This window comes from Streptomyces sp. TOM-9, from assembly GCF_056858595.1.
Genome location: NZ_JBXEQB010000001.1, coordinates 150429 through 176095 on the forward strand (window position 1 = coordinate 150429; position 25667 = coordinate 176095).

A 25667-nucleotide genomic window follows, 5' to 3' on the forward strand; every position below is an offset into this window, starting at 1 on the left:
CCGGCCGCTCTCCTCGACCGGCCGACCTGGCCGTTCCGCAGTCGCCACACAGCGACGAGCCGCAGCCCCCGCGGCCGCCCTGAAGTTTAACTGATCGTTTCAGAATGACGTACGGGAGTCGTCGCAGGCAGATGATGCCGCGGGCGAGTTCCAGCAGGCCGTGGTGGAGGGCAGCGCGGCGCTCGTCACGGGCCCGGAGGCGCATGGACTGTGGAGCCGGGCAGAGGTTCGCTCGGCGACCACCGGATCGCGCCCGGGCTGGATCCGGGCGCGACGCCGCGTCGCACGATCAGGGGTTTGATGCCGCGCCCTACGGGCGTGCCGTGCTCCCTCACTCCGGCGAGTTCTTTCAGGCGGTACCCCATTGGCGAAGTTGCAGGGCGATCTCCTTGACGGACTTCTCGCCGGAGATGGCGTCGCGGACCAGGACAGCGGCGTCCTTCGGCGGGTAGGTCAGGGTGTGGCCGTTCACGCGGAGGAACGCGACTGCGGCGAGCCATCCGAACTGGCCGTTGGAGTGCTCGAGGGCCGGGAGCCTCACCAGGGTGTGGAGCAGCGCGGCAGCCTTGAGCCAGATCGAGCCGTAGACATCCTGGCCCATGGCCTCCGCGCGGTGGCGGGCGACCGCGGCGGGAAGGACTCCCAGGTCGTCGGCTTGCGGGTCACCGAGAATGTGCTCGGCGACCTGCAGCAGCATCGGTACCTCCGCGTAGATCACCCCGTCGGGGCGGGGTGCGCTCATGCGGCGCTCCCGTGTGCCTGGTCGCCGTCGAGCTCGGCCAGGCGGCGGCCGGCCTCCGCCTCCGCGGAGCGGCGCTCCTCGTTCGGACGTCCGTCCTCCGGCAGGATCTCGGCGAACGCGTCCTTGACGTGGTCGTGCGCCTCCACCGCGGCCTGCAGGAATTCGTTCGGGACGGCGTTGGCGAAGCTGAGCGCGGCCCGGCGGATGTACTCGCGGGTGGACAAGCCCGCGGCCGTGGCCGCGCGGCGCACCTGGTCCAGTTCGTCATCGTCCGCGAACGGGACGTTCATACCCTTGGAAGTCGGCATGTACTGACGGTACCGCCAGTACAACCGGGGCGCGAGTGGTTCAAGGGTGACGCCGGCAACGGCGGCGGGCTGTGCGGCGGCGGACGGCGTCTGCCGCCACGCCGATTACCGTTGCGGCTTCGCCTTCGACAGGATGAACCCATGACCGAGATCCAGACGCCCCGCCTGCTCCTGCGCCGCTGGCAGGACGACGACCTGGTGCCCATGGCCGAGATCAACGGCGACCCGCAGGTGATGCGCTGGGTCGGCGACGGCTCCGTACGCGACCTGGAACACACGGCGGAGGCCATCGAGCGGTGGGAGGAGGAGTGGGACGAGGAGGGCTTCGGCCTGTTCGCCGTCGAGTTGCTGGCCTCGGGTGAACTCGCGGGTTTCACCGGCCTGTCCCTGCCGGAATTCCTGCCCGAGGTGATGCCCGAGGTGTCCGTGTGCTGGCGGCTGGGCCGACAGTTCTGGGGTCAGGGCTACGCCTCGGAGGCCGCCCACGCCGCGATGGAGTTCGCGCTCCAGGACCGCGGCCTGGAACGCCTGATCGGCATCGCCCGGATCGGCGACGACGCCTCGGAGAACGTCATGCGCAAGCTCGGCATGGCGCCGCAGCGCGAGACCACACACCCCAAGTACGGCTTCCCCCTGCGCGTGCACACCATCGACCTCACCGAGTTCCAGGCCTGAACCAGCGCCACCGCCCTGCGAGCGTCCACGTGGACCACGGCCCCGCCGACGGTCCGGGCGGTACGAAGGCCTACCCCGGTGCTGGTGCTCCCCGCGGACGACGATCGGGCCTTCCGGCTCGCCGGCCGCCCTCGCTCCGGACAGGTCGGCGATCTCCATCGCCGGGTGCTTCTTGTGGTCGCCGCAACCGTGGGCAGCTTCCACTGCGGCTGTGATGGCTCCGTCCTGCGACCGGCCGCGCACTGCCAGCACGGCGATTGGTACAGACCTTGACGCGGCCACGCCACGGCCCTACGGTCTCGAGCTGACCGGTGTTCACATCCACACACCGCGTTCAGGTAAGTGAACCGTGATCCGACAGGAGGTCCCCCCATGCGCGTGCGTACGCTGCTCGCCTCCCTGGCCGTCGCGACCGTCGTCATCGGCAGCGGCCCCGCTTTCGCCGCCGACCCCAGGGTCGCCCCCGGCGGCAACTTCGATCTCTCGGTGTGGCAGCTCCAGGAGCCGGTCGGCTCCCCGGGCTCACCGACCACCATCTCCTCGTCCCGCCTCCAAGGGGCGAACGGCTACCAGGACTCGTACTTCTACACCGACACCCGCGACGGCGCGATGACCTTCTGGGCGCCGGAGAAGGGCGTCACCACGCCCAACTCCAACTACGCCCGCTCCGAACTGCGCGAGATGAACCGCAGCGGCAGCGCCGCAGACTGGCCGCTCAGTGGTACCCACCGCATGAGCGCGACGCTGCGCGTGGTCTCGGTGACCTCCAACGTCTGCGTCGGGCAGATCCACCTCGGCTCCGGCGGCTCGTCCACCAAGCCGCTGCTGGAGCTGTACTACCGCTCCAGCGGCGACATCGTCCTCGGCACCGAGAACTCGCCCTCCGGCGGCCAGACGCTCCACACCGTCGGCCACGTGTCCGTCGGCAAGACGTGGACGTACACCATCGGCGTTTCCGGCGGCCACACCATCGACCTGACGGTGAACGGCAGCACCACGCACTACGCGATCCCGTCGTCGTTCAACGCCTACAAGCAGTACTTCAAGGCGGGTTCGTACAACCAGTCCTCCTCCGACAGCACCACCAGGGGCGCGCGCGTCGCCTTCTACGGCCTCACGGTCTCACACAGCTGAGCTACCGGCTCCCGCCGCGAGCGACATGATCGCGGCGGGACCGCTCGACCGGGGGCTGCGCGCTGCCGTCCCGGGCAAGGCGCGCAGCCCCCGCTCGCGCGGGCCCGGGAGTGGCTCCCGGGCCCGCGGCGCGCGTCGGCGTGGGTGCACAGCGACTGGGGACGCGCCGATTCACTGAGGGCGTTCAGCCCAGCCGTGCGTCGAAGGCCAATGCCTGCGCCAGCTCCTCGACACGTCGCTCGGCGAGGCCCCTGGAGACGAACCAGGCGCCCACGTTGCGGACATCGCGCTCCAGGAAGGACAGACCCCGCGGGTTCGCGACGACGTCGACGATCTGAGGCACGTCGATGACGACCAGGCGGCCCCCGTGGACGAGGATGTTGTAGGCCGACAGGTCGCCGTGCGCGTAGCCGTCACGCGCGAGCAGCGACAAGCTGCGGCCCAGTTGCTCCCACAGGTCCTCCAGATCGACCTCTTCCGAGCGGAGTTGGGCGAGACGTGGCGCGGCCGTCCCCGACCGGTCGCCGATGAACTCCATCAGGATCTCGGTCCCGAGGATCTGCACGGGGTACGGCACGGCCACCCCCGCCGACCACAGCCGCGACAGCGCCGCGAACTCGGCGCCGGCCCACTGGCCGGCGATGGCCTCCTTGCCGAAGGCCGTGCGCTTGGCCATGGCCCGGCTGATCCGGGACTCCTTGTGGGCACGCCCCTCCAGGTATCCGGAGTCGCGGTGGAACATGCGGTGCTGTCCGTCGCGGTAGCGTTTGGCGGCCATCAGGGTGCGGCGGCCGGTCCCGGGCACCGCCCGTTCGATCAGGAAGACATCGGCCTCTTTGCCGGTCTTGACGATCCCGAGTTCGAAGTCGACGGCGGCCAGGTCCGTCACCACCCATGCAGGGCGCGGCTCGGGGCCCTTCTCGGTGGGCGTCGACCGGTCCCAGGTGGACCAGCGGTCACCCTCGGCAGGGCCGTCGGTCGAGTGTCCGGGGGTTGGTTCCTCGAGGGTGTCCTCGTCGTCCTCGGCGCCGGAATCGAAGACGGAGGATCGGGCGTCCTGGGTGCTGCGGGCATCCCCGGCCGCCGAGGGCCGGCGTGCCGTGTACTCGGGGAAGGCCTCCTCGAAGGCCTCGTCGGCGTCGCGGTGATTGCGTCGTCTGGTGCCCTTGGGGCGGATACGGGTGAAGGACTCGCCGTCGGCAAAGCGCTCACGCATGGTGATGATCTCCAGTGGAAGGACCCACCGGACGGAGCGTCAGCGAACGCGCGTCATCAGCCGGTGGGCAGGTAGCGAGAAAAGGCGTCTGGCGCGCACACACGAGCGCGCCGCGTCAGGGCGGCGTCCACGAAGACGCACCTCCTCTCCCACTACGCCGGGCCGTTATTCACGCCCAGCACTCCAGATCGGCACGATCCTAACCAGCCCCGCACACCGCGCAACCGGTTTTCTCAGGCCCCCGCAGGCACGGGTTGACGGGCACCGAAGGGGGCGACCCCGCGTTGCGCGGACGCCAACCGGGTCCTGGGTACGCCGTCGTCCCGGCCGGGCCGGAAGGGCGCCGCCCCGTGCGGGACCGCGGACCCGCCGGGGAAATGGGACCGGGCGGGTAAACTCGTGGGGAAGTGCGTTCCGCGGACGTCGGTACCGGCGGCGGCGCGCACGACGCAGCTCGACCCCACGCCGTACGGACGGGACCACCCGCTGTCGGTCACCGTCTTGTCTTCGGCTCGTTCTGGCGACTCCCCGGCCGCGCATCCGCCGGGAATTCCCTCGATGCGTGCCCGTCGAGGAAGGTTCGCCCGTGAACCGTTCGCCCCGGAACGACCAGCGCTCCGGCCAGTCCGGCCGTTCCCGTCCGCAGATTCCCGGCCGCTCCGGCGGCAAGGGACGCCCCACGACGCCGCAGGGCGAGTTCGCGGCACCCGTGACGACGACCCCGGCCCTGCCGCCGATGACGGCGTTCACCGAGCTGCGGCTCCCGCCGGCCCTGCTGAAGACCCTGGCCGACCTCGGCGTGGACGAACCGTTCCCCATCCAGGCCGCCACGCTGCCGGACGCACTGGCCGGCCGGGACGTGCTCGGCCGGGGACGCACCGGCTCGGGCAAGACCCTGGCCTTCGGCCTGCCGCTGCTGACCCGTACAGCCGGGCAGCGTGCCGAGCCCAAGCGGCCCCGCGCCCTGGTCCTGGTGCCCACCCGTGAACTGGCACAGCAGGTCACGGAAGCGCTCACCCCCTACGCCCAGGCGCTGGACCTCAGGCTCGCCACCGTGGTCGGCGGCCTCTCGATCGGCCGGCAGGTCGGAGCGATCCGGGCGGGGGCCGAGGTCGTCGTGGCCACGCCCGGACGTCTGAGCGACCTCGTCGCGCGCCGTGACTGCCACCTGGACCACGTGCGGATCACGGTCCTGGACGAGGCGGACCAGATGGCCGACCTGGGGTTCATGCCGCAGGTCACCGAGCTGCTGGACCAGGTGCGGGCGGGCGGCCAGCGGATGCTGTTCTCGGCCACCCTCGACAACAACATCGACCTCCTGGTCCGTCGCTACCTGACCGATCCGGTGGTCCACTCGGTCGACCCCTCGGCCGCGACCGTCGTCGCCATGGAACACCACGTGCTGTACGTCCACGCCGCCGACAAGTACGCCACCGCCACCGAGATCGCCGCCCGTGACGGTCGGGTGATCATGTTCCTGGACACCAAGCACGCGGTCGACCAGTTCACCAGGCACCTCGAGGGTTCCGGTGTCGCGGCGGCGGGCCTGCACAGCGGGAAGTCCCAGCCGCAGCGCACCCGGGCCCTCGCACGGTTCAAGACCGGCGAGGTGACGACCCTGGTGGCCACCAACGTCGCCGCCCGCGGCATCCACATCGACGACCTGGACCTCGTGGTCAACGTCGATCCCCCCGGTGACGCCAAGGACTACCTCCACCGCGGCGGGCGGACCGCGCGGGCCGGCCGGTCCGGCCGGGTGGTGACCCTCGTGACCACGCACCAGCGCCCCGACATGACCCGGCTCATGTCCGACGCGGGCATCCGGCCGGCGATCACCCAGGTGCGTTCCGGCGACGCGGCGCTGAGCCGGATCACCGGGGCCAAGGCCCCGTCCGGCGTTCCGGTCGCCGGCGCACCGGCCGCGCAGGCACCGGCACGCGGTAGCGCCCCCTTCCGCGGCCTGGGCACACGCCCCGGCCGGGAGTCGCGCAAGACGGCCGAGGCCCGCCAGATGGCCGCGGCCCGCGAGGCCGCCCGCATCCGCCGGGGCAACTGACCCCGGGCACGCCGTGGCGCCAGGCATCAGGGGCGGCGCTCGCGACGGCACGGGCGAGCAGGGCGTTGATGAACGCTCTGAAAACGGCGATGCGTTCCGGCTTCGCCGCCAACTGAGCGACGGGGCATACTGTCCTCGTGACGACGTATGACCGCATCGGTGCGACCTACAGTCACACGCGACGACCGGATCCCCGGATCGCCGCCCAGATCCACGAGGCGCTCGGCGATGCCGACACGGTCATCAACGTGGGTGCCGGCGCCGGTTCCTACGAACCACCGGCAACGGTCCTGGCGATTGAGCCCAGTTCGGTGATGATCGCCCAACGTCCGACCGGATCTGCGCGGGCCCTGCAGGCATCGGCGGAGTCGATTCCCATCGCCGACGACTCGGCCGACGCGGCGATGGCGCTGCTGACCGTGCACCACTGGACCGACCTGGAAGCCGGTGTCGGGGAACTCCTTCGGATCGCCCGGCATCGCGTCGTCATCCTCACGTGGGACCAGGCCGTCTTCCGCAGGTTCTGGCTGCTGGACGAATACCTGCCAGAGGTGGCCGCGTTCGACGACACAAGGGCCATCCCGATCGACCGGATGGTTGCGCTGCTCGGAGGCGCGCGCATCGAGACGGTCCCGGTCCCGCACGACTGCACCGACGGATTCGGCGCTGCCTTCTGGCGCCGACCCGAGGCATACCTCGACCCGCAAGTGCGATCCGGCATATCGATGCTCGCCCAGACCGGTGAGGACGTCCTCCGCCCGGGCCTGGCGCGGCTGTCCAGGGACCTGTCTTCCGGTCTGTGGCACGAACGCCATGCCGACCTGCTCGACCGCGAAACGCTCGACGTCGGCTACCGACTTCTCGTAGCCGACCTGTAGGAACGGGCGGGGGCAGGTCCGTGCCTTCCGCCCGGCTCGCCTGCCAACTGTGCGACGGAGGCGTGTGAGCGGTCGCGGTCCACCTCCCGCGAGGGGCGTACGCGACGATCAGCTCCCGCCGGGTTTCCCCTCGGCATCGCTGCTCGGTGTGCGGGTGAGGATCGCGCTTGCGACAACGTCGAAGAGGTGCTCGGCGCGTGGCGCGAGCGAGGGTTGATCGCCGAGCCAGGCGAGCGCCGCTACCAGGGCGAACACATCGGCGCCGTCCATGTCGGTCCGCGCGGTGCCCGCGGCCTGGGCACGGGTGAGGAGCCGCGCGCCGGCCGCGCGCAGCGTGACGCACGAAGCGTGGAGTGCGGACTCGGTGTCCTCGATGGCGGCTGCCATCAGCACCACGGCGCCCCGGTACTCGGTCGTCCAGGCGACGCAGTCGCGCAGCCACGAAACGAGGGCGTCGTCGGGCGAGTCGGACGTTTCGAGGGCGCCTGCCTTGGCGGTCAGCTCGTCGAAGCTCGTACGGAGCAGGGCGTCGAGCAGCGCCTCGCGGGTCGGGAAGTGACGCAGCAGCGTCGCGAGCCCGACATCGGCCCTGCGCGCGATGTCGCGCAGTGACACGTCGACGCCTTGCTCGGTGATGGCGGTGCCCGCTACTGCGAGCAGGTGGTCGCGGTTCTTCCTGGCGTCGGCCCGCATCTGCCCCCCTTGACTATCCGGATCAGTGGTCCATATATTCGGATCAGTGGTCCGGTTATGTGGATCGCTGATCCGAATGAGTCTATCCCGCAGCGCGGGCAGGAGAAAACGATGCCGACACACACGATGAGGGCGGTCCGGCTCCATGAGCACGGCGGTCCTGAGGTTCTGCGGTACGACGAGGTGCCGATGCCCGAGCCGGGGCCGGGCGAGGTGCTCGTTCGCGTGCACGCGGTCGGCGTCAATCCCCCCGACTGGTACCTGCGCGACGGGATGTCGAACCTGCCTCCGGAGGTGCGGCCGAAGTTCAGCCTGCCCGTGATTCCGGGGACGGACCTGTCGGGCGTCGTCGAGGCCGTCGCCGCGGATGTGGACGGCTTCTCCGTCGGGGACGAGGTCTTCGGTCTCCTTCGCTTCCCCAGCTTCGACGGCAGCACCTACGCCGAGTACGTGGCCGCGCCCGCGTCGGATCTCGCGCTCAAGCCGGCCGGCATCGATCACGCGCACGCCGCCGGGGCGCCCATGGCCGGGCTCACGGCGTGGCAGTTCCTGATCGAGCTCGGCCACGATCACCCGTCGCCCTTCCAGGCGGCGCAGCACCGTCCGGTGCCACTCGACGCCGACACGACGGTGCTCGTCAACGGCGCCGCGGGCGGCGTGGGACACTTCGCGCTTCAGCTGGCGAAATGGAAGGGCGCACGGGTCATCGCGGTGGCGTCGGGCGCACACGAATCCTTCCTGCGCGAACTCGGCGCCGACGAGTTCATCGACTACACCAAGAACCGTCCCGAGGAACTCGTGCACGACGTCGACCTCGTTCTCGACGCCGTTGGCGGCCCCCACAGCAAGCGCTTCCTGCGCACGCTCAAACGCGGCGGCTCCCAGTTCCCCGTGTTCTTCGGCGAATTCGACGAAGAGGAGACCGCGAAGCTGGGCGTCACCGTCACGGGCACCCAGGTCCGCTCGAACGGCGCGCAGCTCGCCGAGCTGGCACGCCTGCTCGACGCGGGCACGGTCCGCGTCGCGATCGACAGCACGTTTGCGCTCACGGATGCCCGAGCCGCGCACGAACGCGCCGCCCGAGGGCACATCCAGGGGAAGATCGTGCTCACGGTCGCCTAGGAACGAGGGGCTTCACCCACGCGCAGGTGGTGGTTGTGCCGGATGGCGGCGGTCAGGGCGAGGAGTCGCTGCAGGATGCGGTGGGCCACGCCGCCGGGTGTGCAGCACGGTGGCGTTCGAGGTCCAGCCGGCCCCTGAGGGGGTCGTTGACCGAGTCGATCAGCTGCCGCAGCGGATTGAACAGCTGCGCACCGGTCCGTTCGGGTTCGCCCGTGCGGGCCGGCCGCAGCTGGTGCACATTCGTCAGCCGTGCCGGTCGCCGATCGGTGTCCGGCGCCCGGGCGGTCGGCGGTCACCTGGGTCCGGGGTGCCGGTCCGGCCGGCGCGGGTGCGCAACACTGCGGAAGACCTGACCTCGGGCTTTCATGAGGCGGCCTGTCCAACGCTTGACCACAAACGCGAGAAGTGCTCCTGACCTGGAACGATAGGACTTCTTGAGGGTCCGGATCGTGCCGTGGAAAGAAGCACTTCTCAGGCGAAGGAGCGTAACGGGTGGTACATGCCTATCCGCTGCTCTGGCTCCGTGGCGCAAACCGTGGGCCGTCCACGATCCCGGCAAGATCCTCCTGGACATGGCCCTTGCGGTCGCGCTGGGCGGGGGCCGCCTCGCGGACGCGACGATTCTGCGGTGAGAGCCGCCGTCTTCGGCCCAGAACACGGCCACCGACCACATCACCACCACCGACTCGCCCGGACCCAACGACCGAAGACCTACAGGCGAGGACGGCAGACACTCATCCGCACGGACTCCGCCGGCGGCACCACCACGTCCTGAAAGTCCCCGAGCCGGCCTGGACACTGGCCATCGAGACCGACGGCGACATCCGTGAAGGGGCCTGGGCCGCCGAACTGGCCAGCGATGTCCTGGACGGCCGGCCCAAGGGAATGCGGCTGATCGTCCGCAAGGAACGCCCGTCCCGGCACCCGGTTAAGGATCTCCGGCGCAGACGGTATGCGGAGCACCTGCTTCGCCACCAACGCCCCCGACCGGTCGATCGCCGAACTCGAAGTCCGCCACCGACTGGGAGCCCGCACCGAAGACCCATCCGAGCCGCCCGCGAGCCCGCGGTGGTCAGCAGCTGAAACCGCCGTCGACCGGAAGGCTGGCTCCGGTGATGAATGCAGCCTCCGGCCCGACGAGGAAGGAGACAGCGGCGGCGATCTCCTCGGGGCGCCCGAACCGCCCCATCGGGGTGAGTGATGTGACGAAGGAGGCATCTTCCGCATCGGCCGGGTTCATATCGGTGTCTATCGCGCCGGGCTGAATCGCGTTGACGGTGATGCCGCGTGGGGCGAGATCGCGCGCCCAGCCCTTGGTGTAGGTGACGACCGCAGCCTTCGTCGCCAGATAGTCGGAGAGACCGGGGAAGGGCACCGTGGTGGTGGCGGATCCATTGGATGCGATGGAGACGATCCGCCCTCCCTCCGGAAGGAGGGGGACCGCAGCGACCACCATACTGACAACCGATTGAAGGTTGATGGCCAACTGACGGTCGAATTGGCTCTGGTCGCGATCCGGCGCATCGACTGTTCCCGTGACATGCACTCCAGCATTATTGACAAGGATGTCGAGTCGACCGAAGTGATCAGCGACCTGGTGGATAAGATCCTTTGCTTGCCCGGGGTCGGCCTGGTCGGCCTGGACAGCCAATCCGCGACGGCCGGTCGCTTCGATTGCCGCGAGGGTCTTCTTGCCCTTCTCGGGATCGGCCGCATAGCTGAATGCCACGTCGGCGCCGTCGGCCGCGAGCCTGACGGCAATGGCTGCCCCCATCCCGCGCGATCCGCCTGTCACCAGTGCGACTTGGCCTGCGAGCTTCTGTTGCATGGGTGCCCTCACAATCATTTACCGAAGTTCGGTGGGACTAGTGCCAGCGCGGCCACACGTGTGCCACTCCAGCCCGCAGCGTGGCGACGATCTCGCCGGCGACGGGTCCACGTGACACAGGTGGGCTGCTTGGCCATGCCTCAGAGACTGGCCCAGCGGGTGGGTGCGGCGCCTCACCACATTGTGGGTACCCATGGCGTGGGTTGGCTGTCCCGCGGGTTGGAGGAGCAGGATGGGGGGCATGAGCGAGCAGCGGAACACGGAACTCGGCGACTTCCTGCGGTCGCGGCGGGCCGCGCTGACCCCCGCCGAACTGGATATTCCGACATATGGGACAGTTCGGCGTGTTCCGGGCTTGCGGCGCGAGGAGGTGGCGCTGCTCGCGGGTGTGAGTGTGAACTACTACGCCCGCATCGAGCAGGGAGAAAGCCATCAACTTTCCGAATCGGTAATCGAAGCTATCGCCAACGCACTGCGCCTCAAAGACAGCGAGCGACTCCACCTTCTGCGTCTGGTCTCGCCCGGGAAATTCTCCCAGCGAAACCCCGGGCCCGAAAAGATCCGCGACTCGCTCCTCGCACTGGTCATGAGCAACAGCGAGCAGGCGGCGCTGATCGTCGGGCGACATATGGATCTACTCGGCGCGAACAGGCTCGGCTATGCGCTCTTCGGCCTCACTCAGGGGCAGCGGGTCAACCTGGCCAAACAGGTGATCCTCGAACCGGCGATGCGCGACCTCATGGTCAACTGGGCCGATCAGGTCCGCGATGTGGCTGCCTACCTGCGCATGGCCACCGCCGACTTGTCTGACGATAATCAGCTCGCGGAGTTGATCGGCGGGCTGAGCATCAAGAGTCCGGAGTTCGCCCGATTCTGGGCAGCCCACCCGGTCAGTCAATGCACGCACGGAGTGTACGAGATCGACCACCCCATGGTCGGCCGCCTGACTCTGAACGAGGAAACCTTGGAAGTGGGGGAGAACTCCGGACAACGCGTCGTCTTCCTCGGCGCCGCACACGGCTCCGATTCTGCGCAACGCCTGCGACTACTGGACTCCCTGATCTATTAGGCCTCCTACAAGACCTTGCCAAGCTATTTGCCGCCCTCTTGGCAAGGTACAGGTCATACCCTGTCGACTTGCGTCGTGGCTATGAAGGAATATAAAGACTCGCAAAGCGCTCACGAAGAACCACTGGCCCGGGCCACCTGGAAGTTGGCGCTTTTCGATAATACTGGCGCGTAAGAGAGGGCGGATTCGATATTCGCCTTCATGAATCGTCGCGAAAGTGGGCCGCCGAGCGGGTTCCGTTCCGGGGAACAGGTGCCCACGAGCCCGGAACGGGTTGCTGAGGCTGGTTACCGCTGCGGCCGTGCACACGGTCCGACAGCCGCTGCCGCGAGCTGCCCACACCGACCACCGTTGTCCGGCCCGCAGGCGCCTCCGATCAGGGGGTCGATGCTCCGCTGCCGTTCAGGAGCCATCCCGGAGCCGCGTCAACAAGGTCACGCTGCCTGCTCGCGAAGCCGCTCACCACTCATGAGTCGGCGATGGCGCTGGGGGGACCTGCCAGTACCTGGACCAGCAGGCCAGGGCCAAGGCAGGCCTGCCCGACCGCTCCGGGGCGCCCTTCCGGCTGGTTCTCTGGAATGCACGCAGTCGTCAAGAACCAAGGACTTCCCCATGAACCTGAAGCTCGAAATGATCGTGCTGCCCGTCTCCGACACCGACCGGGCCAAGGCCTTCTACGAGAAGGTCGGATTCCGCCTGGACGTCGACTACACGGCCAACGAGGAATTCCGGGTCGTGCACTTCACTCCGCCCGGCTCCGAGTGCTCGATCATTTTCGGCGAGGGAATGACTCCTATCGCACCCGGCTCGTTCCAAGGCCTGTATCTCATCGTCTCCGACATCGAGGAGGCCCGCGCGGAGCTCGTCGGCCGCGGCATCGAGGTCAGCGAGATCTTCCACGACGCCGGCGGGCTGCTGTACCACGGCCACGAGGGCGGGGACGTCACCTACGACCGTGTCGGCCAGAAGCAGCTGGCCGGCCTGCATCCCGAGCGCGCCTCCTACGGCTCCTTCCTCACCTTCAGCGACCCGGACGGGAACGGCTGGGTGCTCCAGGAGGTCTCGCAGCGCCTCCCCGGCCGCTGACCACCCCACGAAGCCACCGTCCAAGGGCCGCAACGGGCCGCATCCGGGCCCAAGACAGACACCGGACCGCCGGGCGAGCGCAAGGGTGCTCTCCGCCGCCCGGCGGTCCGGTTGCCACGGGGCCGACCGGCGGCCGCGGCCGGCGATGGGCCGCGGCCGCCAGAACGTCCGACCGAGTCACGGAAGCAATGAGGAACGAGACAGTGAGGAACGCAGCAGTGATGAACGAGACGACCCGCACCTACGACGTGATCGTCATCGGCGGGGGGCCGGTCGGCGAGAACGTGGCCGAACGCGCCCGCGCCGCAGGTCTCAGCGCCGTGATCGTGGAACGCGAACTCCTCGGCGGCGAGTGCTCGTTCTGGGCCTGCGACCCGAGCAAGGCCCTGCTGCGACCGGTGGTGGTGCGGGCGGACGCGAGCCGCGTACCCGGACTCAATCCGGCGGTGGCCGGCCCGCTGGACGTCGAGGCGGTCCTCGCACACCGCGACAAGATGTCCTCGTACTGGAAGGACGAGGACCAGGTCGACTGGCTGAACTCGGTCTCCGTCGACCTCGTACGCGGCCACGGCCGCCTCACCGGCCCCAAGCAGGTGGCCGTGCAGACCCCTGAGGGCGACACCGTCACCCTGACCGCCCGGCACGCCGTCGCCGTCTCCACCGGCACCCGCGCCGCCCTGCCCCCGATCCCCGGACTCGACACCGTCCGCCCCTGGACCAGCCGCGAGGCCACCAGCGCCGACAAGGTGCCCGGCCGCCTCGCCGTCGTCGGAGGCGGTGTGGTCGCCGTCGAGATGGCCACCGTCTGGCAGGCGCTCGGTTCCCAGGTCACCATGCTCGTCCTCGACGACGGACTCCTCGAGCGGATGGAACCGTTCGCCGGCGAGCTGGTCACCGACGGACTGCGCGAAGCCGGCGTCGACATCCGCTTCAACACCACCGTCACCTCCCTGGCCCGCGAGGGCGGCGAAGACGGCGAGGTGCGGATCACGCTCTCCGACGGCGGGCAACTGGCCGCGGACGAGATCCTGCTGGCGACCGGCCGCGCCCCGCAGACCCGCGACGTCGGCCTGGAGACCGTCGGTCTCACCCCCGGCGACTGGCTGACCGTCGACGACACCTTCCGTGTCACCGGCGTCGACGGCGGCTGGCTCTACGCCGTCGGCGACGTCAACCGCCGTGCGCTCATGACGCATCAGGGCAAGTACCAGGCCCGGATCGCCGGCACGGTCATCGGCGCCCGTGCCAACGGGGAGCCCGTCGACGACGCTCCCTGGGGCGCGCATGTCGCCACCGCCGACCACGCGGCCGTCCCCCAGGTCGTCTTCACCACCCCCGAGGTCGCCTCCGTCGGCCTGACCAGCCGCGAGGCCGAGCAGAGCGGGCGCCGCATCAAGGTCGTCGACTACGACCTCGCCCACGTCGCCGGCGCCCACCAGTACGGCGAGGACTACCGCGGCAAGGCCCGCATGCTCGTCGACACCGACCGCAACACCGTGGTGGGCGTCACCTTCGCCGGCCCCGGCGTCGGGGAACTGGTGCACTCGGCCACCATCGCGGTCGCGGGCGAGGTGCCCCTCCACCGGCTCTGGCACGCCGTCCCCGCCTTCCCGACCCTCGGCGAAGTCTGGCTGCGGCTGCTGGAGACCCACCGCGGCTGAGCATGGCCCGGCCGGCGCTGCGGGGGCTGTGAAGCCCCCGCAGCGCCCGCGTACGGGCCTGAAAAGCACTCCACACGTCACGTAGCCCCGCAGCGACTGCGGAGGAGCTCCACACCGGGGCCTTCGAGGTCGTCGCAGTAGGTCGCGCGCCCGGTCGTGGCCATGATCAGGGCCACGGTGGGGCCGGACACGAGCGGCCCGGAACCGGTGGCGAACGGGCCGTCGTCCGCGACGAGTCGCAGTCCGCCGATGCGGCCCTTGGCGAGGACCACGAGGTCCGAACCCTGGTAGTACTCGGCGACCTGCGTGAGGACCTGGATCGGGTGGTCGTGCCGGATGCCCAGCGGGCGCCGGATGTCCTCTCCGTGCACGATCGTCTCGCCCAGCATCGCGATGGCGGGCAAGGGAGGCTTGGTGGTGCTCGGGGTGACATGCCGGAATCGTTCGAGGGTCTCGGCCGGAGTCGTGCCAAGCTGCTCGGCCAGCCGCATGGCCACCTGCTTGTCGAAGTCGAACCGGCAGCGGCCCGGAACGGAGATGTGAGACTTGACTCTCACAATATGTGAGAGGAGACTCTCACGTCATGGATGCCGGTAACCGTCTGGGCGATGTCGAGATCACTGATCCGCGGGCGATGCGGGCGCTGGCGCACCCTGTGCGGCTGGCGATCCTCGAACGCCTTCAGCGGCATGGGCCGGCGACGGCGACACAACTCGCGCCCGATGTGGGGGCGACCCCGTCCGTGACCAGCTGGCATCTGCGGCATCTGGCGGGCTTCGGGCTGGTCCGCGATGCCGAGCCCGGCCCGGACCGTCGTCAGCGGCGGTGGGAGGCGGTGGCGCGCGGCTTCCGGTTCGAGGCGCCGGAGGACCCGGAGGACGAGGAGGGCAGGACGGCCGCGCGGGTCCTGTCCCGGGAGATGTTCGTGCGCTCCGCGGACCTGGCGAACCGGTGGGCTGCCGAGGTCGAGCCCGACCTCGAACCGGCGTGGCTGCGGCGTGCGGGGCTGGCCAACACCCGTGTCGTCGTCTCCGCCGACGAACTCGCCGCCATCGAGGACGCGATCGAACGCGTCCTCGCGCCCTACGTGATGCGTGACGAGGCCGCGCGTCCGGCCGACGCCCGCGGCGTCCGGCTGCTGCGTTACGCCCTGCCCGAGGGCGCCGAGGAGCAGACCGGCGGGACGCCATGAGCGCCGCAGACCAGGCCGTACCCGTATCGCTCTGGCGTGACCAGCGGTTCCGTCGCTTCTGGGCCGGCCAGTCGGTCTCGCAGTTCGGCGACCGGATCACCGAACTGGCCCTGCCGCTGATCGCGGTGGGGGCGCTGCACGCTTCGGCCCATCAGGTGGCGTGGCTGACCGCGCTCATCTGGGCCCCGAACCTGCTCGGGATCGTCCTCGGTGCCTGGGTCGACCACCGCATCCACAAGCGGCGCCTGATGGTTCTCGCCGACCTGGCGCGCGCCGCAGTACTGCTCTCCCTCCCCGCCGCCCATGTGCTGGGGGCGGTGACGCTGGGGCAGTTGTACGCCGTGGCGTTACTGACCGGCGCCGCAGCGGTGTTGTTCAACACCGCCTATCCCCCGTTCTTCGCCCACCTGGTGCCCCGGTCGTCCTACGTGGACGCGAACAGCAAGCTCAGTACCAGCCGGTCGGCGTCATACGTCGCCGGCCCGGCGATCGGTGGTGCTCTGGTCCAGGCGTTGACCGCTCCCGTCGCCGTCGTCGTCGATGCCCTGACGTTCCTGGCGTCCGCGCTTTTGGTCGGCCGGGTTTCGATGGACGAAGTGTCGGCCGTCCCTGACCGAGCGACACCCCCGCTGCTGCGGCGTGCCAGGGAGGGACTGGCGTTCGTCATCCGTCACCCGGTGCTGCGGCCGGGCCTCGGGTGCGTGGCGACCATCAACTTCTTCACCTTCGTCGCGGGCAGCGGGCTGATCGTGCTGTTCGCCAGCCGGAACCTCGGACTGACCGCCGCAGTCATCGGCATGGCCTTGGGGATCGGCGCCACCGGCTCGCTCCTCGGCGCGGTGATCGCGCCGAAGGTCTCACGAAGGCTCGGCATCGGCCGCAGCATCGCCGTGGGCGCTGTGCTGTTCCCGGCACCGATCGCCATCGCCGCTGCCGCGGGCGGCCCCCTGTGGGCTCGCGCCGGAGCCTTGGCCCTGGCCCAGTTCCTCTCCGGCGTCGGCGTCATGCTCTTCGACGTCAACCTCAACTCCCTTCAGGCGGCAGTGATCCCCGATGGCATGCGCAGCCGGGTGGCCGGCGCGTACAGCACGATCAACTACGGCGTACGCCCCGTGGGCGCCGTCCTCGGCGGGCTCCTCGCCACCCTCATCGGCCTCCGGGTGACGCTCCTCGTCGCTGCCGTCGGCGGAGCGCTGTCGCTGCTCTGGCTGCTGCCCTCGCCGATACCACGCATCCACTCCCTGCCCCCCGGCCACCCGGTCGCTCCCGGCACCGACACGGACCGGGAGGCGCAGCCATCGCCTACCTGACCCGCAACGGGAGCATCCGGGTCGGAGCGTGGGCCGCGCTGCCGTAACGGCTGCCCCTCACCGGCGCGATTGGCACGCGCCGGTGAGGGGCGGTTGCCCGTGGGTGTCGCCGTGCAGCAGGGTCAGACCCGGTCGGCCGCGATGAGCAGGTACTGGAAGCTGCCGTTGCGGTAGGCGGTCAGGAACGTGTCCTCGATGCCGGTGACCAGGTGGTCCGCCTGCTTGCGCAGCTCCCAGTAGGGGATCGCGGCCTCGGTCAGGTCCTGCACGTGGACCGGTACCAGACGGTGGCGCGCCATCGCCCGGAAGTACGCGGAGCGCGGGTGGATGTCGCAGATGTAGTGCGCGTTGATCAGGGACACCTCGCGCGAGGCCTGGCCGTAGGTGTCGTTGTAGCAGCCGGTGACGGTCACGTACCGTCCGCCGCGGCGCAGCAGGCGGGCGTGCTCGGCGAACAGCAGGTCCAGCTCGACGTACATGGTGGACTCGTTGTTCCAGGACGCCGCGTACCCGCCGGTCTCGAAGCCCGTGTCGAGCATGTTGCGGTGGTGGTAGCGGACCTTGTCGTCGATGCCCCGGACACGGGCCTGGTCGTTGGCGAAGTCGGCCTGTTTGGTGGAGAGGGTGACCCCGTCGGCGTGGCAGCCGTAGCGAAGGTGCGCCACGACACTGCCGCCGCCCCGTCCGCAGCCCGCGTCGAAGACGCGGTCGTCCGCGGAGAGGTCCCCCAGGTTGGAGGCGAGCAGTTCGGCCTGGGCGTGCTCCAGGCGGTGCAGTTCGGCGGTGATGCGCTTGCGCCGCCGGCCGGGATCGGGTTCGTCGAGGACCGAGGTGTCGGCCTCACCGATGCCGTAGTGGTGGTGGTACAGGTCGTCGATCTTTCCGAGTTCGAGGTTGACCGGGTTCTCCTCGGCGTTCCAGTAGTCCGCGATCCGGCTCTGGTAGGTGGACTGGGCCGGGACCGGAAGGACCGCGGGCCGGGCGGCAGGGGCGTGGGTCAACTGTTGCTCCTCGTCGTGCAGGTGCCATGTGCCGGTGGGTCACAGGCGGCGGTTACCAGTAGTCGGGCAGGTGGTAGCGGTGGCTGTTGGTGGCGTGCCACTCGTGGTTGCCGGACACCCAGGCGGCGAGCCCCCGGGCGTAGCGCTCCACGAGGGGCGAGGTGGCGGAAAGCAGGGCCGATTCCTCTTCGAAGGCCGCCATGATCGTGTTGTGGATCTCGACCGACCGGAGGTAGGCGGCCTTCAGCCCGCGCCGCTCGTTGGCGGCGACGACCTGGGGCAGGTTGAGGTGTGACGGGTCGCTCGCCAGTTCCTTGGTGAAGGAGTACAGGTCGTTGACGATCGTCGTGGCGTTGCAGGCCAGCGCCGTGATCCGCTGGATCTCGGGGCGAGCGTAGGCCTGCTCGGGCAGTTCGTAGCCGTCCACGGCGTCCACGATGGACAGGCAGGGGCGGAAGTTGTTGAACTGCCGCATCACGAGGTACTCCCAGACCTGCGGCACGTACCGGGTCTCCGCCCAGGCGGCCTCGGCCAGGTAGCCCAGGTGCAGCCGGGCGACGTCGTGCACGAACCGGTCGGTCTGGCTGGGTGTGGCCAGGACGGCGAAGTCCCGCAGCGCAAGGTGGTAGGAGCGCAGCGGGCCGTCCGCCCGGACACCGCGTCGCCACTCCTCCTCCAGAGCGGGGGTGCCGTGGTACGGGTCGAGTGCCGACTGGGCGATGACCAGTCGTCCGCCGAGGCCCTTGCGCGCTCCCCCGCGGCCCTCGTCCTCCTCGCAGTAGCAGGAGTCGACGATGTTCTCGGCGAGCAGCAGCTTCCCTGCGGCAGTGAGGCGCTCCAGGTCGGCGGCCCCGGGGTGCTGGAGCACGACGGCACGGCCGAACTGGAAGCCGGCGAAGTCGCCCTGCCAGGCCGCCGGGAACAGTTCGTTGGCGCGGGCCCAGGCCTCCACGCGCAGGTCGACCTCCTGCACCTTCTCCGGGTCGGCGGGCACCGCGGGCCGGTACAGCAGCCCGGGGATCGCGCCGTGGCGCCGGGCTCTCGCGCTCCGGGCGGGGCTGGGGGGGCCGGGCAGGGTGAAGGCGGTGGGGTGTGTGGTCACGGGGTGCTCCAGGCCGTCATTCGGGGAGCCGGCCGACCTGGACGTTCTCCAGGATCCCTGCCGCGTCGGGCACGAGGATGGCCAGCGAGTAGTAGGCGGTGACGAGGTAGCTGATGATCGCGGCGGAGTCGATGCCCATGAACCGGACGTTCAGGCCCGGCTGGTACTCCTCCGGGATGCCGGTCTGGTGGAGGCCGACGACGCCCTGGTCGGCCTCGCCGGTGCGCAACGCGATGATGCTGGTGGTCTGGTCGTCACTGATCGGGATCTTGCCGCAGGGCAGGATCGGGACCCCGCGCCACGCCGGCACATCGTGGCCGTCGAGGCTCGCGGTGCCGGGCATCAGGCCGCGCCGGTTGCACTGCCGGAAGAAGGCGGCGATCGCCTTGGGGTGGGCGAGGAACACCTTCGTCTTGCGGCGCATCGACAGCAGCTCGTCCATGTCGTCCGGGACCGGCGGGCCGGCGAAGGTGCTGACCCGCTGGCCGTAGTCGACGTTGTGCAGGAGGCCGAACTCCCGGTTGTTGACCAGCTCCCACTCCTGGCGTTCGCGGATCTCCTCGACGGTCAGGCGCAGTTGCTGCTCGGTCTGGTCCATCGGGTCGTTGTAGAGGTCGGCGACGCGGCTGTGGAGCCGCAGGACGGTCTGGGTGAGGGACAACTGGTACTCGCGCGGGGCGAGGTCGTAGTCCACGAAGCCGCCCGTCAGCGTCGGCTCGCCCACGTGGCCGGCCTGCACCGGAACGTCGGCCTCGCCCTTGCGGTTCATCGGCCGGTGCTGCCGGTCGACGTAGGACCGCAGATGCGCGCCGAGGGACGGCGCCCGCTGCGTGAGGTCCTCGACGGCGGCCCAGGGCATCGCGAGGACCACCCCGGCCGTCTCGGCCCGCACCGAGGCCGACCACAGCGGGTCGGGTTGTCCCACGGCCTCGTCGCCCAGCTGGTCGCCGTCCGTGACGACCCCGATGATCCCCTCGTCGCCGTACTTGCCGCAGGTGTAGCGGGTGAACCGGCCGCGGACGACCAGGTACACCTCCGTCACGGGCTGGCCCGCCTCGAAGAGCACCTGTCCGGCGCGTACCTCCTGGGGCCGGAAGTGGCCGGCGATCTCCCGCAGGACGTCCGTGTCGGCGTAGCCGCGCAGGATCGGCAGCTCCGTGAGCGACTGCGGGATGACGCGGATGTCGTCGCTCCCGTTGTGCTCGAAGTGCACACGGCCACGGTTCGTGCGCAGTTGGAGGCGCCGGTTGACCCGGTACGTGCCGCCCTTGACGTCCACCCACGGCAGGGCCTTCAGCAGCCATCGCGAGGTGATGGCCTGCATCTGCGGTTCGGACTTGGTGGTCGTGGCGAGCTGGCGTGCCGCGCGGGTGCTCAGACTGGTGAGCTGCTCGGCCGCGGGATCAGCGGGGGGTTCTTCGACGGCGGGACCGGTGGCGCTGTCCAGTGTGGACACATTCCCTCCAGCAGGGCTGGTGAACGAACAGAGGTGACCGCAGCGGTCGGTGACGACGTGACGGCGGCGACCCTGTGATCCACTCAATCAGGACAGACCGGGCGCGGGGTACGGCGTGAACGGGGCGGATCAGCGCGCCGGGGGTGGTAAACCTGCTGTCGGGGGCGGGGGTGGCCGACAGTGTGCTCCTGGGCCACCGGAGCGCTTCCGTGAGCCGTGTGACGTCACCCTCCGGATAAGATTGACCACCGCGAAACCACCGTCCAAACACCCGGGGCACCGGGACACCTGGCCCCCGACGACCCGGGCCGCGCCGCCGAGGTTCGACGGCGTCCAGGCGCACGTCGGGCCTGGCCGGGCGTGAGGTCGGTCCACGACCCGCCGGGCGCGCCGGCGGACACCGGCGGACACCGGCGGTGGCCTCGTCCGTCCGGGTGACGCGCTGCGCCGCCTCCACGCGCGGCGTGCCACGTCACGCCGAAGGCGTCCGCACTTCGCGCTTAGGGTGACGCCAGGAGGTGGCGGATGCGCGTGGGGTTGCACGCACTCGGCATCGGAGACAGTGCCCGTCCGGAGGTCATCGGCGCGGTGGCCACAGCCGCGGAGACGCACGGCTTCGCCCGGCTCTGGTGCGGCGAGCACGTGGTCCTCGTGGACGCGCCCGCCTCCCGTTACCCCTACTCCGCGGACGGCCGGATCGCCGTACCCGCGGACGCGGACTGGCTGGACCCGCTGCTCGCGCTCAGCTACGCGGCAGCCGTCACCAGCCGGATCGAACTCGCCACCGGTGTGCTCCTGCTGCCCGAGCACAACCCGGTCCTGGTCGCCAAACAGGCCGCCACACTCGACGTGCTCTCAGCCGGGCGCTTCTGCCTCGGGGTCGGGGTCGGCTGGTCGGCCGAGGAGTTCGCCGCACTCGGGGTCCCCTTCGCCGGGCGCGGTCGGCGCGCCGAAGAGTACCTCGCCGCGATGCGCGTCCTCTGGGCCGAGGATCCGGCCTCCTTCGCGGGCGAGTTCACCCGCTTCGACGCGATCCGGGTCAACCCCAAGCCCCTGCGCGGTGGCCGGCTCCCGGTCGTGGTCGGCGGCCACAGCGACGCCGCCCTGCGCCGCGCGGTCAGGCACGCCGACGGGTGGTACGGCTTCAACGTCCCGGTGGCCGACGTCGGCTCGCACGTGGCCGTCCTCGCCGACGAGTGCGCCCGCCAAGGTCGCGCCTTCGACGAGCTCACGGTCGCCGTCGCGTTGAGCGACGGCACGCCCGAGTACCTGCCGGCCCTCGCCGCGGCGGGCGTCTCGGAACTCGTCGTCGTCGGCGCACCCCCGCCCGCTCCCGACGCGGCGGCCACCTGGGTCGCAGAACTCGCCCGGGAGTGGATCATCCGGAATGAGTGACCGTGGCCCGTCAGCGCACTGACCCGCTGACCCCGGCGCTGCATCCCATGGACGGTGGGTCAGATGCGTCCTTCTGAGGCGAGCCACTGGAACGGGAATCCGTACCGGCCCGCGTTCCTGTCGCGGAATTCCATGCGCAGGCGCGCGCCGAGATCGCCTTCGAACATGCCGGTTGGCTCATGCGCCTGCACCACTCACACGAGGACCGCGCCCCGCACATCCAGCAAGCCGATGCCCAAGGCCGTCGCCGGGCACGTAGATGCAGGGACCCTTGCGCGGGGTGACCGCGTCACGCCGTCCCTGCCGGTGGACCGTGGTGACCGACCAGTCCCCGTCGTCAGAGCCCCGGCACCGGCACCGTCCAGGAGGGCTCACAGATCACGGCTGCGGCTTCCTGCGGCCGGCTGAGGCTTGCTGGATGTCTGCGCCGGAGCTGACGTGCCGCTGGGTCTCCTGGGGGCCGTGCCAGTCCAGGCACATCGCGGTGGCATCGTCTTCGAGCCGGCCGCCGGCGGCGTCCCGGACTGCGGACGTCAGCGTCAGCGCGGTCTCGCGCGGATGCAGGTCCCGGGTGCGCTCCAGCATGTCGAGCAGGTCGACCTTCTGCCCATGGCGCTCGAGCATGCCGTCGGTCAGCATGAGCAGACGGTCACCGGGGCGCAGATCGATGTCTTGGACCCGGTAAGGGTGCGGCGCATACGCGGAGAGCCCGAAGGGATGGTCCACCTCGCAGGTGATCACCTCCGCGACCCCCTTGCGTACGCGCAGTGGCCAGGGGTGACCCGCGTTGACGAGCTGGGCCTGCCCGGTGTGGAGGTTGATACGCAGGAGCTGCCCGGTGGCGTGACCGTGGCCGTGATCAGCCAGGGCCTGGTCGGCCCGACGAGCCTGCTCGGCCAGGCCGGCTCCCACACGGCGCGCGCCGCGCAGAGCGCCCACCAGGACCGTGGCGGCCAGGGCGGCGTCGATGTCGTGCCCCATGGGGTCGGTCACCGACAAGTGCAGGGTGTCCCGGTCCACGGAGTAGTCGAAGGTGTCGCCACTGAGGTCTTCGGAGGGCTCCAGGCTCCCGCACAGGGTGAACTGCGCGGCCTCGCAGGACAATGACGCGGGCAGCAGCTGGTACTGGATCTCCGCTGCCAGGGTCGGGGGCCTGGAGCGTTTGCCCCAGGTGTAGAAGTCGGTGAAACGCCCGTCGGCGATCACGACATAGGCCAGGGCATGGGCGGCTTCCCCGACGGCATCAAGGACGTCTTCGCCGCAGTCAGTCGGCAGGAGCAGCTCCAGCAGTCCAATGGCGTCCCCCCGGTTGGTGACCGGTACGATCATTCGCTGTCCGCGGCTCGTCGTCTCTTGATACAGCCGCTGGGTACGGATCACCTGCTCGTAGACGCTGCCGAACAGGGGGATCCGTTCCGCTTCCCTGTCACCCCCCACTGCCCCGGCGGTGGACAGCCGCGCTACCGCCTTCCCCGTCAGGTCCACAATGAGGAAAGAGACCTTCGTAGCCTGAAAACGCAGCCGCAGGTCCTCCGCAACCACGTCGACGGCATCCGCCGGCGCCGCTGTCTCGGCCGCCGTCAGCAGCCGGGGAAGTCCACTCGTTCCAGCACTCACGGCCGCGGTCCCTTCCACCAGCCCCCTCACCAGCTTGGCTACCGCAGCGGTGAGCGTCAATCTGTGCCCACTCGCGGCTGCAACCGGCGCAGTGTGCTCCGCGGGCCCTCAGACATCAACGGCAACAGAATTCCCGGCCAGCCCTGCGTTTCACGCTCGCCAGGAGCGGATGCGTTCGGCGGCGGTGAACACGTCGGCCTTGCCGCTGACGATGTCGCGGGCGAGCTCCACCGGGGCGTAGGGCGCGGTGAGGGTGTGGCCGCTGGCCGTCATGTAGGCCACCGCGGCCATCGCGCCGAACAAGGCGTTGCGGGCGGGGAGGGGGCGGAGCTGGATGATGGTGTGCATCAGGGCGGCCGCGCGCCAGGCCTCGTCGTAGTCGGCACCGAAGGCGGGGGTGTTCACGCGGTGCCGGGCGACGGCTGCGACCAGTGCGGAGTAGTCGCGTACCGCCAGGTCCGTCATGCGGGCCTCTTGGATCTCCAGGAGCCAGCGGACGTCGACGAAGAGCTCCATCAGGCGGCGGCACCCGCTCCACTGCGGGGTGCGTCGTCGGGGAAGGCCTCGTCGAAGGCGGCCGCGTGGGCGTCGTGGAAGTCGAGCGCCGTGGAGACGAAGACGCGGCGGCGCCCTTCGAGGACGGTCGTGGCGTGGATGTAGTCCTCGACGGACATCCCGGCGGCTGCGGCGGCGACTTGCAACTGCCGCAGCTCGGCTTCGGTGTAGTCCACGCTCACATCCGGCATGCACCGAAGGTACCGGATCGGCTGCGGCCGCTGCACCTGAGCCTGCCATCTGCTGCGTCAAACGGAACCGAGCCGGTCATGGCACGAAAACCCGAGGTCCCGGCGCACCGAAGGGTGCGCCGGGCCTGATGCGTGTCCTCGGCTACCACCAGATGACGGCGTATCCGTCGCCCCCGTTGTCGGCGGGAATCAGCGCGGCCACCGTACCGTCGCCTCCCGTGCCCGCACCCTGTGGGGCGGGCTCGACGATGCCGCTCACCGCAGGCTGGCCGCCGGGGCCTGCCAGCCCTTGGGCCACGACGGGAGGCTGGCCCGCGGCGCCCTGACGGGTCGTACCGCCGACCGAGCAGAAGCCGTTTCCGCCGGGACTGGGAGTCAAGGGGAGGAGGCCGGCGCGTCCTCCGGTGCCGCCGTCACCCCTCGCGAGAATGCCGCTCGGGCCGGACAGGACGGTGTTCGCCCCGTTGGTACCGTTCACGCCGATGGCGTTGGCACCGATCCCTCCTTGACCGACGGTCACGTTGTAGACCGTCCCGGGTGTCACGTCCACCGGGCACCAGGCGAAGCCGCCGGCACCGCCGCCTCCACCGAGGGGGACGGGGATGAGTCCGATTCCACCGCCGCCCCCGCCCGCACCCCATACCTGGACGAAGACCCTGGTGACCCCGGCGGGCGGGGTGAACGTTCCGTCGCCGACCCTGAAGTCCACCAGGTCGTGGGGGGCGGCGGCGGTCCCGGGCGGACCAGCCGGGCCCTGCGGACCCTGCGGACCCTGCGCCCCGGGGTCGCCCTGCGGGCCGGCAGGCCCGGCGGGACCCTGCGCTCCGGGGTCGCCCTGCGGGCCGGCTGGCCCGGCAGGACCAGCCGGACCCTGCGCTCCGGGAGTTCCGGGAGTTCCGGGAGTTCCGGGCGGTCCGGGCGGTCCGGGCGGGCCCTGCGGGCCAGGAGGCCCGGGGATGCCCGGTCGGCCGGGATGCCACGGACGGCCCGGGTATCCGGGGTAGCCGTGGTAGCCGGGGCGGCTCGGGCAGTACCCGGGGAAGTAGGGGAAGAGGAAGCACGGGTCGGCGAGAGCGGTCGTGGCGCCGGGTTTCACGGCGTCAGCCTGTCCACCGTCGGCGCTTTCCGCGTGCGCGGCACCTGTCAGAGCACTGGACGCCAGGGCCACGCTCGCGGCCATCGTCCACATCCGCAGACCACCTCGGCGTCGGCTTACGGACGCCTGAGGCAGGGTTATTCGGGACAACACGTCACCTCCAGGAAGGGGCTCACAGCGCGCGGCAGACGCCGCCCGGAGAGGAAGCTGGCATGGACAGCAGCGAGCCCACAGCAATGATCACCCTGCGTTTCCCGGCGTGCACATTCGGTAGCCGACCGGGT

General features: G+C 70.3%; 23 protein-coding genes and 3 pseudogenes. 12 read left to right on the forward strand and 14 right to left on the reverse strand.

Annotated features, from left to right (window positions below):
* Positions 1-349 precede the first annotated feature (349 nt).
* Together AC1VWI_RS00695 and AC1VWI_RS00700 are read right to left on the reverse strand one after the other, a co-directional pair.
* Positions 350-742, reverse strand: coding sequence for a type II toxin-antitoxin system death-on-curing family toxin (locus AC1VWI_RS00695; protein ID WP_450398762.1), 393 nt, complete (start codon positions 740-742; stop codon positions 350-352).
* Complete coding sequence (locus AC1VWI_RS00700; protein ID WP_499508888.1) at positions 739-1050, reverse strand: hypothetical protein; 312 nt, start codon at positions 1048-1050, stop codon at positions 739-741. Before AC1VWI_RS00700 ends, AC1VWI_RS00695 begins: the two co-directional genes overlap by 4 nt.
* A gap of 141 nt (positions 1051-1191) precedes the next feature.
* Between AC1VWI_RS00700 and AC1VWI_RS00705 the strand changes: the two genes are divergently transcribed.
* The gene (locus AC1VWI_RS00705; protein ID WP_499508889.1) at positions 1192-1725 is read left to right on the forward strand and encodes a GNAT family N-acetyltransferase; all 534 of its coding nucleotides are present in this window, start codon (positions 1192-1194) and stop codon (positions 1723-1725) included.
* 372 nt (positions 1726-2097) lie between these two features.
* A complete protein-coding gene (locus tag AC1VWI_RS00710) occupies positions 2098-2859 on the forward strand; it encodes a polysaccharide lyase family 7 protein (protein ID WP_499508890.1) in 762 nt (253 codons plus the stop codon).
* Between the two features lie 184 nt (positions 2860-3043).
* Here the strand turns inward: AC1VWI_RS00710 and AC1VWI_RS00715 are convergent, their stop codons facing one another.
* Positions 3044-4075, reverse strand: a complete 1032-nt coding sequence (locus AC1VWI_RS00715; RefSeq protein ID WP_499508891.1) for a serine protein kinase RIO — start codon at positions 4073-4075, stop codon at positions 3044-3046.
* Positions 4076-4661: 586 nt separating this feature from the next.
* Here AC1VWI_RS00715 and AC1VWI_RS00720 point away from each other — a divergent pair.
* Positions 4662-6131: a DEAD/DEAH box helicase gene (locus AC1VWI_RS00720; RefSeq protein WP_499508892.1), complete on the forward strand. Its 1470-nt coding sequence runs from the start codon at positions 4662-4664 to the stop codon at positions 6129-6131.
* A gap of 137 nt (positions 6132-6268) precedes the next feature.
* Positions 6269-7009, forward strand: a complete 741-nt coding sequence (locus tag AC1VWI_RS00725) for a class I SAM-dependent methyltransferase (RefSeq protein ID WP_499508893.1) — start codon at positions 6269-6271, stop codon at positions 7007-7009.
* A 108-nt stretch (positions 7010-7117) separates the two neighbouring features.
* Here AC1VWI_RS00725 and AC1VWI_RS00730 read toward each other — a convergent pair whose 3' ends face one another.
* The gene (locus AC1VWI_RS00730; protein ID WP_499508894.1) at positions 7118-7702 is read right to left on the reverse strand and encodes a TetR/AcrR family transcriptional regulator; all 585 of its coding nucleotides are present in this window, start codon (positions 7700-7702) and stop codon (positions 7118-7120) included.
* A gap of 111 nt (positions 7703-7813) precedes the next feature.
* Between AC1VWI_RS00730 and AC1VWI_RS00735 the strand changes: the two genes are divergently transcribed.
* On the forward strand, positions 7814-8824 hold the full coding sequence (locus AC1VWI_RS00735; protein WP_499516691.1) for an NADP-dependent oxidoreductase: 1011 nt from the start codon (positions 7814-7816) through the stop codon (positions 8822-8824).
* On the opposite strand, the pseudogene AC1VWI_RS00740 reads toward AC1VWI_RS00735, so the two are convergent.
* Positions 8821-9062: pseudogene (locus AC1VWI_RS00740) on the reverse strand (hypothetical protein); the annotation flags it as partial. The gene AC1VWI_RS00735 and the pseudogene AC1VWI_RS00740 overlap by 4 nt on opposite strands.
* A gap of 397 nt (positions 9063-9459) precedes the next feature.
* On the opposite strand from AC1VWI_RS00740, the pseudogene AC1VWI_RS00745 reads away from it, so the two are divergent.
* Positions 9460-9866: pseudogene (locus AC1VWI_RS00745) on the forward strand (IS1380 family transposase); the annotation flags it as partial.
* 30 nt (positions 9867-9896) lie between these two features.
* On the opposite strand, the gene AC1VWI_RS00750 reads toward AC1VWI_RS00745, so the two are convergent.
* A complete protein-coding gene (locus AC1VWI_RS00750) occupies positions 9897-10652 on the reverse strand; it encodes an SDR family NAD(P)-dependent oxidoreductase (RefSeq protein ID WP_499508895.1) in 756 nt (251 codons plus the stop codon).
* A gap of 241 nt (positions 10653-10893) precedes the next feature.
* Between AC1VWI_RS00750 and AC1VWI_RS00755 the strand changes: the two genes are divergently transcribed.
* The 3 genes from AC1VWI_RS00755 to AC1VWI_RS00765 all read left to right on the forward strand — a co-directional run bounded on the left by AC1VWI_RS00755 (position 10894) and on the right by AC1VWI_RS00765 (position 14468).
* Complete coding sequence (locus AC1VWI_RS00755) at positions 10894-11721, forward strand: helix-turn-helix transcriptional regulator (protein WP_499508896.1); 828 nt, start codon at positions 10894-10896, stop codon at positions 11719-11721.
* Positions 11722-12333: 612 nt separating this feature from the next.
* Positions 12334-12807 carry a VOC family protein gene (locus AC1VWI_RS00760; protein WP_499508897.1) on the forward strand — a complete coding sequence of 158 codons (474 nt, stop codon included), beginning with the start codon at positions 12334-12336 and terminating at the stop codon, positions 12805-12807.
* A gap of 221 nt (positions 12808-13028) precedes the next feature.
* Entirely contained in the window at positions 13029-14468 is a 1440-nt protein-coding gene (locus AC1VWI_RS00765) for a dihydrolipoyl dehydrogenase family protein (protein ID WP_499508898.1), read from the forward strand.
* A gap of 77 nt (positions 14469-14545) precedes the next feature.
* Here AC1VWI_RS00765 and AC1VWI_RS00770 read toward each other — a convergent pair.
* Positions 14546-14992: pseudogene (locus AC1VWI_RS00770) on the reverse strand (maleylpyruvate isomerase mycothiol-dependent enzyme family protein); the annotation flags it as partial.
* 59 nt (positions 14993-15051) lie between these two features.
* On the opposite strand from AC1VWI_RS00770, the gene AC1VWI_RS00775 reads away from it, so the two are divergent.
* Positions 15052-15660 (forward strand): ArsR/SmtB family transcription factor, encoded by a 609-nt coding sequence (locus AC1VWI_RS00775; protein ID WP_499508899.1) that lies wholly within the window; start codon positions 15052-15054, stop codon positions 15658-15660.
* The gene (locus tag AC1VWI_RS00780; RefSeq protein ID WP_499508900.1) at positions 15657-16970 is read left to right on the forward strand and encodes an MFS transporter; all 1314 of its coding nucleotides are present in this window, start codon (positions 15657-15659) and stop codon (positions 16968-16970) included. The genes AC1VWI_RS00775 and AC1VWI_RS00780 overlap by 4 nt, the downstream gene beginning before the upstream one ends.
* A gap of 122 nt (positions 16971-17092) precedes the next feature.
* Here the strand turns inward: AC1VWI_RS00780 and AC1VWI_RS00785 are convergent, their stop codons facing one another.
* The 3 genes from AC1VWI_RS00785 to AC1VWI_RS00795 are packed head-to-tail and all read right to left on the reverse strand — an operon-like array spanning position 17093 to position 20529.
* Positions 17093-17971: a geranyl diphosphate 2-C-methyltransferase gene (locus AC1VWI_RS00785; protein ID WP_499508901.1), complete on the reverse strand. Its 879-nt coding sequence runs from the start codon at positions 17969-17971 to the stop codon at positions 17093-17095.
* 52 nt (positions 17972-18023) lie between these two features.
* A complete protein-coding gene (locus AC1VWI_RS00790; RefSeq protein WP_499508902.1) occupies positions 18024-19073 on the reverse strand; it encodes a family 2 encapsulin nanocompartment cargo protein terpene cyclase in 1050 nt (349 codons plus the stop codon).
* Positions 19074-19089: 16 nt separating this feature from the next.
* Positions 19090-20529: a family 2B encapsulin nanocompartment shell protein gene (locus AC1VWI_RS00795; protein ID WP_499508903.1), complete on the reverse strand. Its 1440-nt coding sequence runs from the start codon at positions 20527-20529 to the stop codon at positions 19090-19092.
* Positions 20530-21054: 525 nt separating this feature from the next.
* Here AC1VWI_RS00795 and AC1VWI_RS00800 point away from each other — a divergent pair.
* A complete protein-coding gene (locus AC1VWI_RS00800; protein ID WP_499508904.1) occupies positions 21055-21924 on the forward strand; it encodes an LLM class F420-dependent oxidoreductase in 870 nt (289 codons plus the stop codon).
* A 378-nt stretch (positions 21925-22302) separates the two neighbouring features.
* Here the strand turns inward: AC1VWI_RS00800 and AC1VWI_RS00805 are convergent, their stop codons facing one another.
* From AC1VWI_RS00805 to AC1VWI_RS00820, 4 genes are all read right to left on the reverse strand, one after another.
* Positions 22303-23541: a PP2C family protein-serine/threonine phosphatase gene (locus AC1VWI_RS00805; protein ID WP_499508905.1), complete on the reverse strand. Its 1239-nt coding sequence runs from the start codon at positions 23539-23541 to the stop codon at positions 22303-22305.
* 150 nt (positions 23542-23691) lie between these two features.
* Positions 23692-24057 (reverse strand): toxin Doc, encoded by a 366-nt coding sequence (locus tag AC1VWI_RS00810; RefSeq protein WP_499508906.1) that lies wholly within the window; start codon positions 24055-24057, stop codon positions 23692-23694.
* Positions 24057-24287, reverse strand: coding sequence for a hypothetical protein (locus AC1VWI_RS00815; protein WP_499508907.1), 231 nt, complete (start codon positions 24285-24287; stop codon positions 24057-24059). Before AC1VWI_RS00815 ends, AC1VWI_RS00810 begins: the two co-directional genes overlap by 1 nt.
* A gap of 142 nt (positions 24288-24429) precedes the next feature.
* On the reverse strand, positions 24430-24996 hold the full coding sequence (locus AC1VWI_RS00820) for a glycine-rich domain-containing protein (RefSeq protein ID WP_499508908.1): 567 nt from the start codon (positions 24994-24996) through the stop codon (positions 24430-24432).
* Positions 24997-25667: the final 671 nt, after the last annotated feature.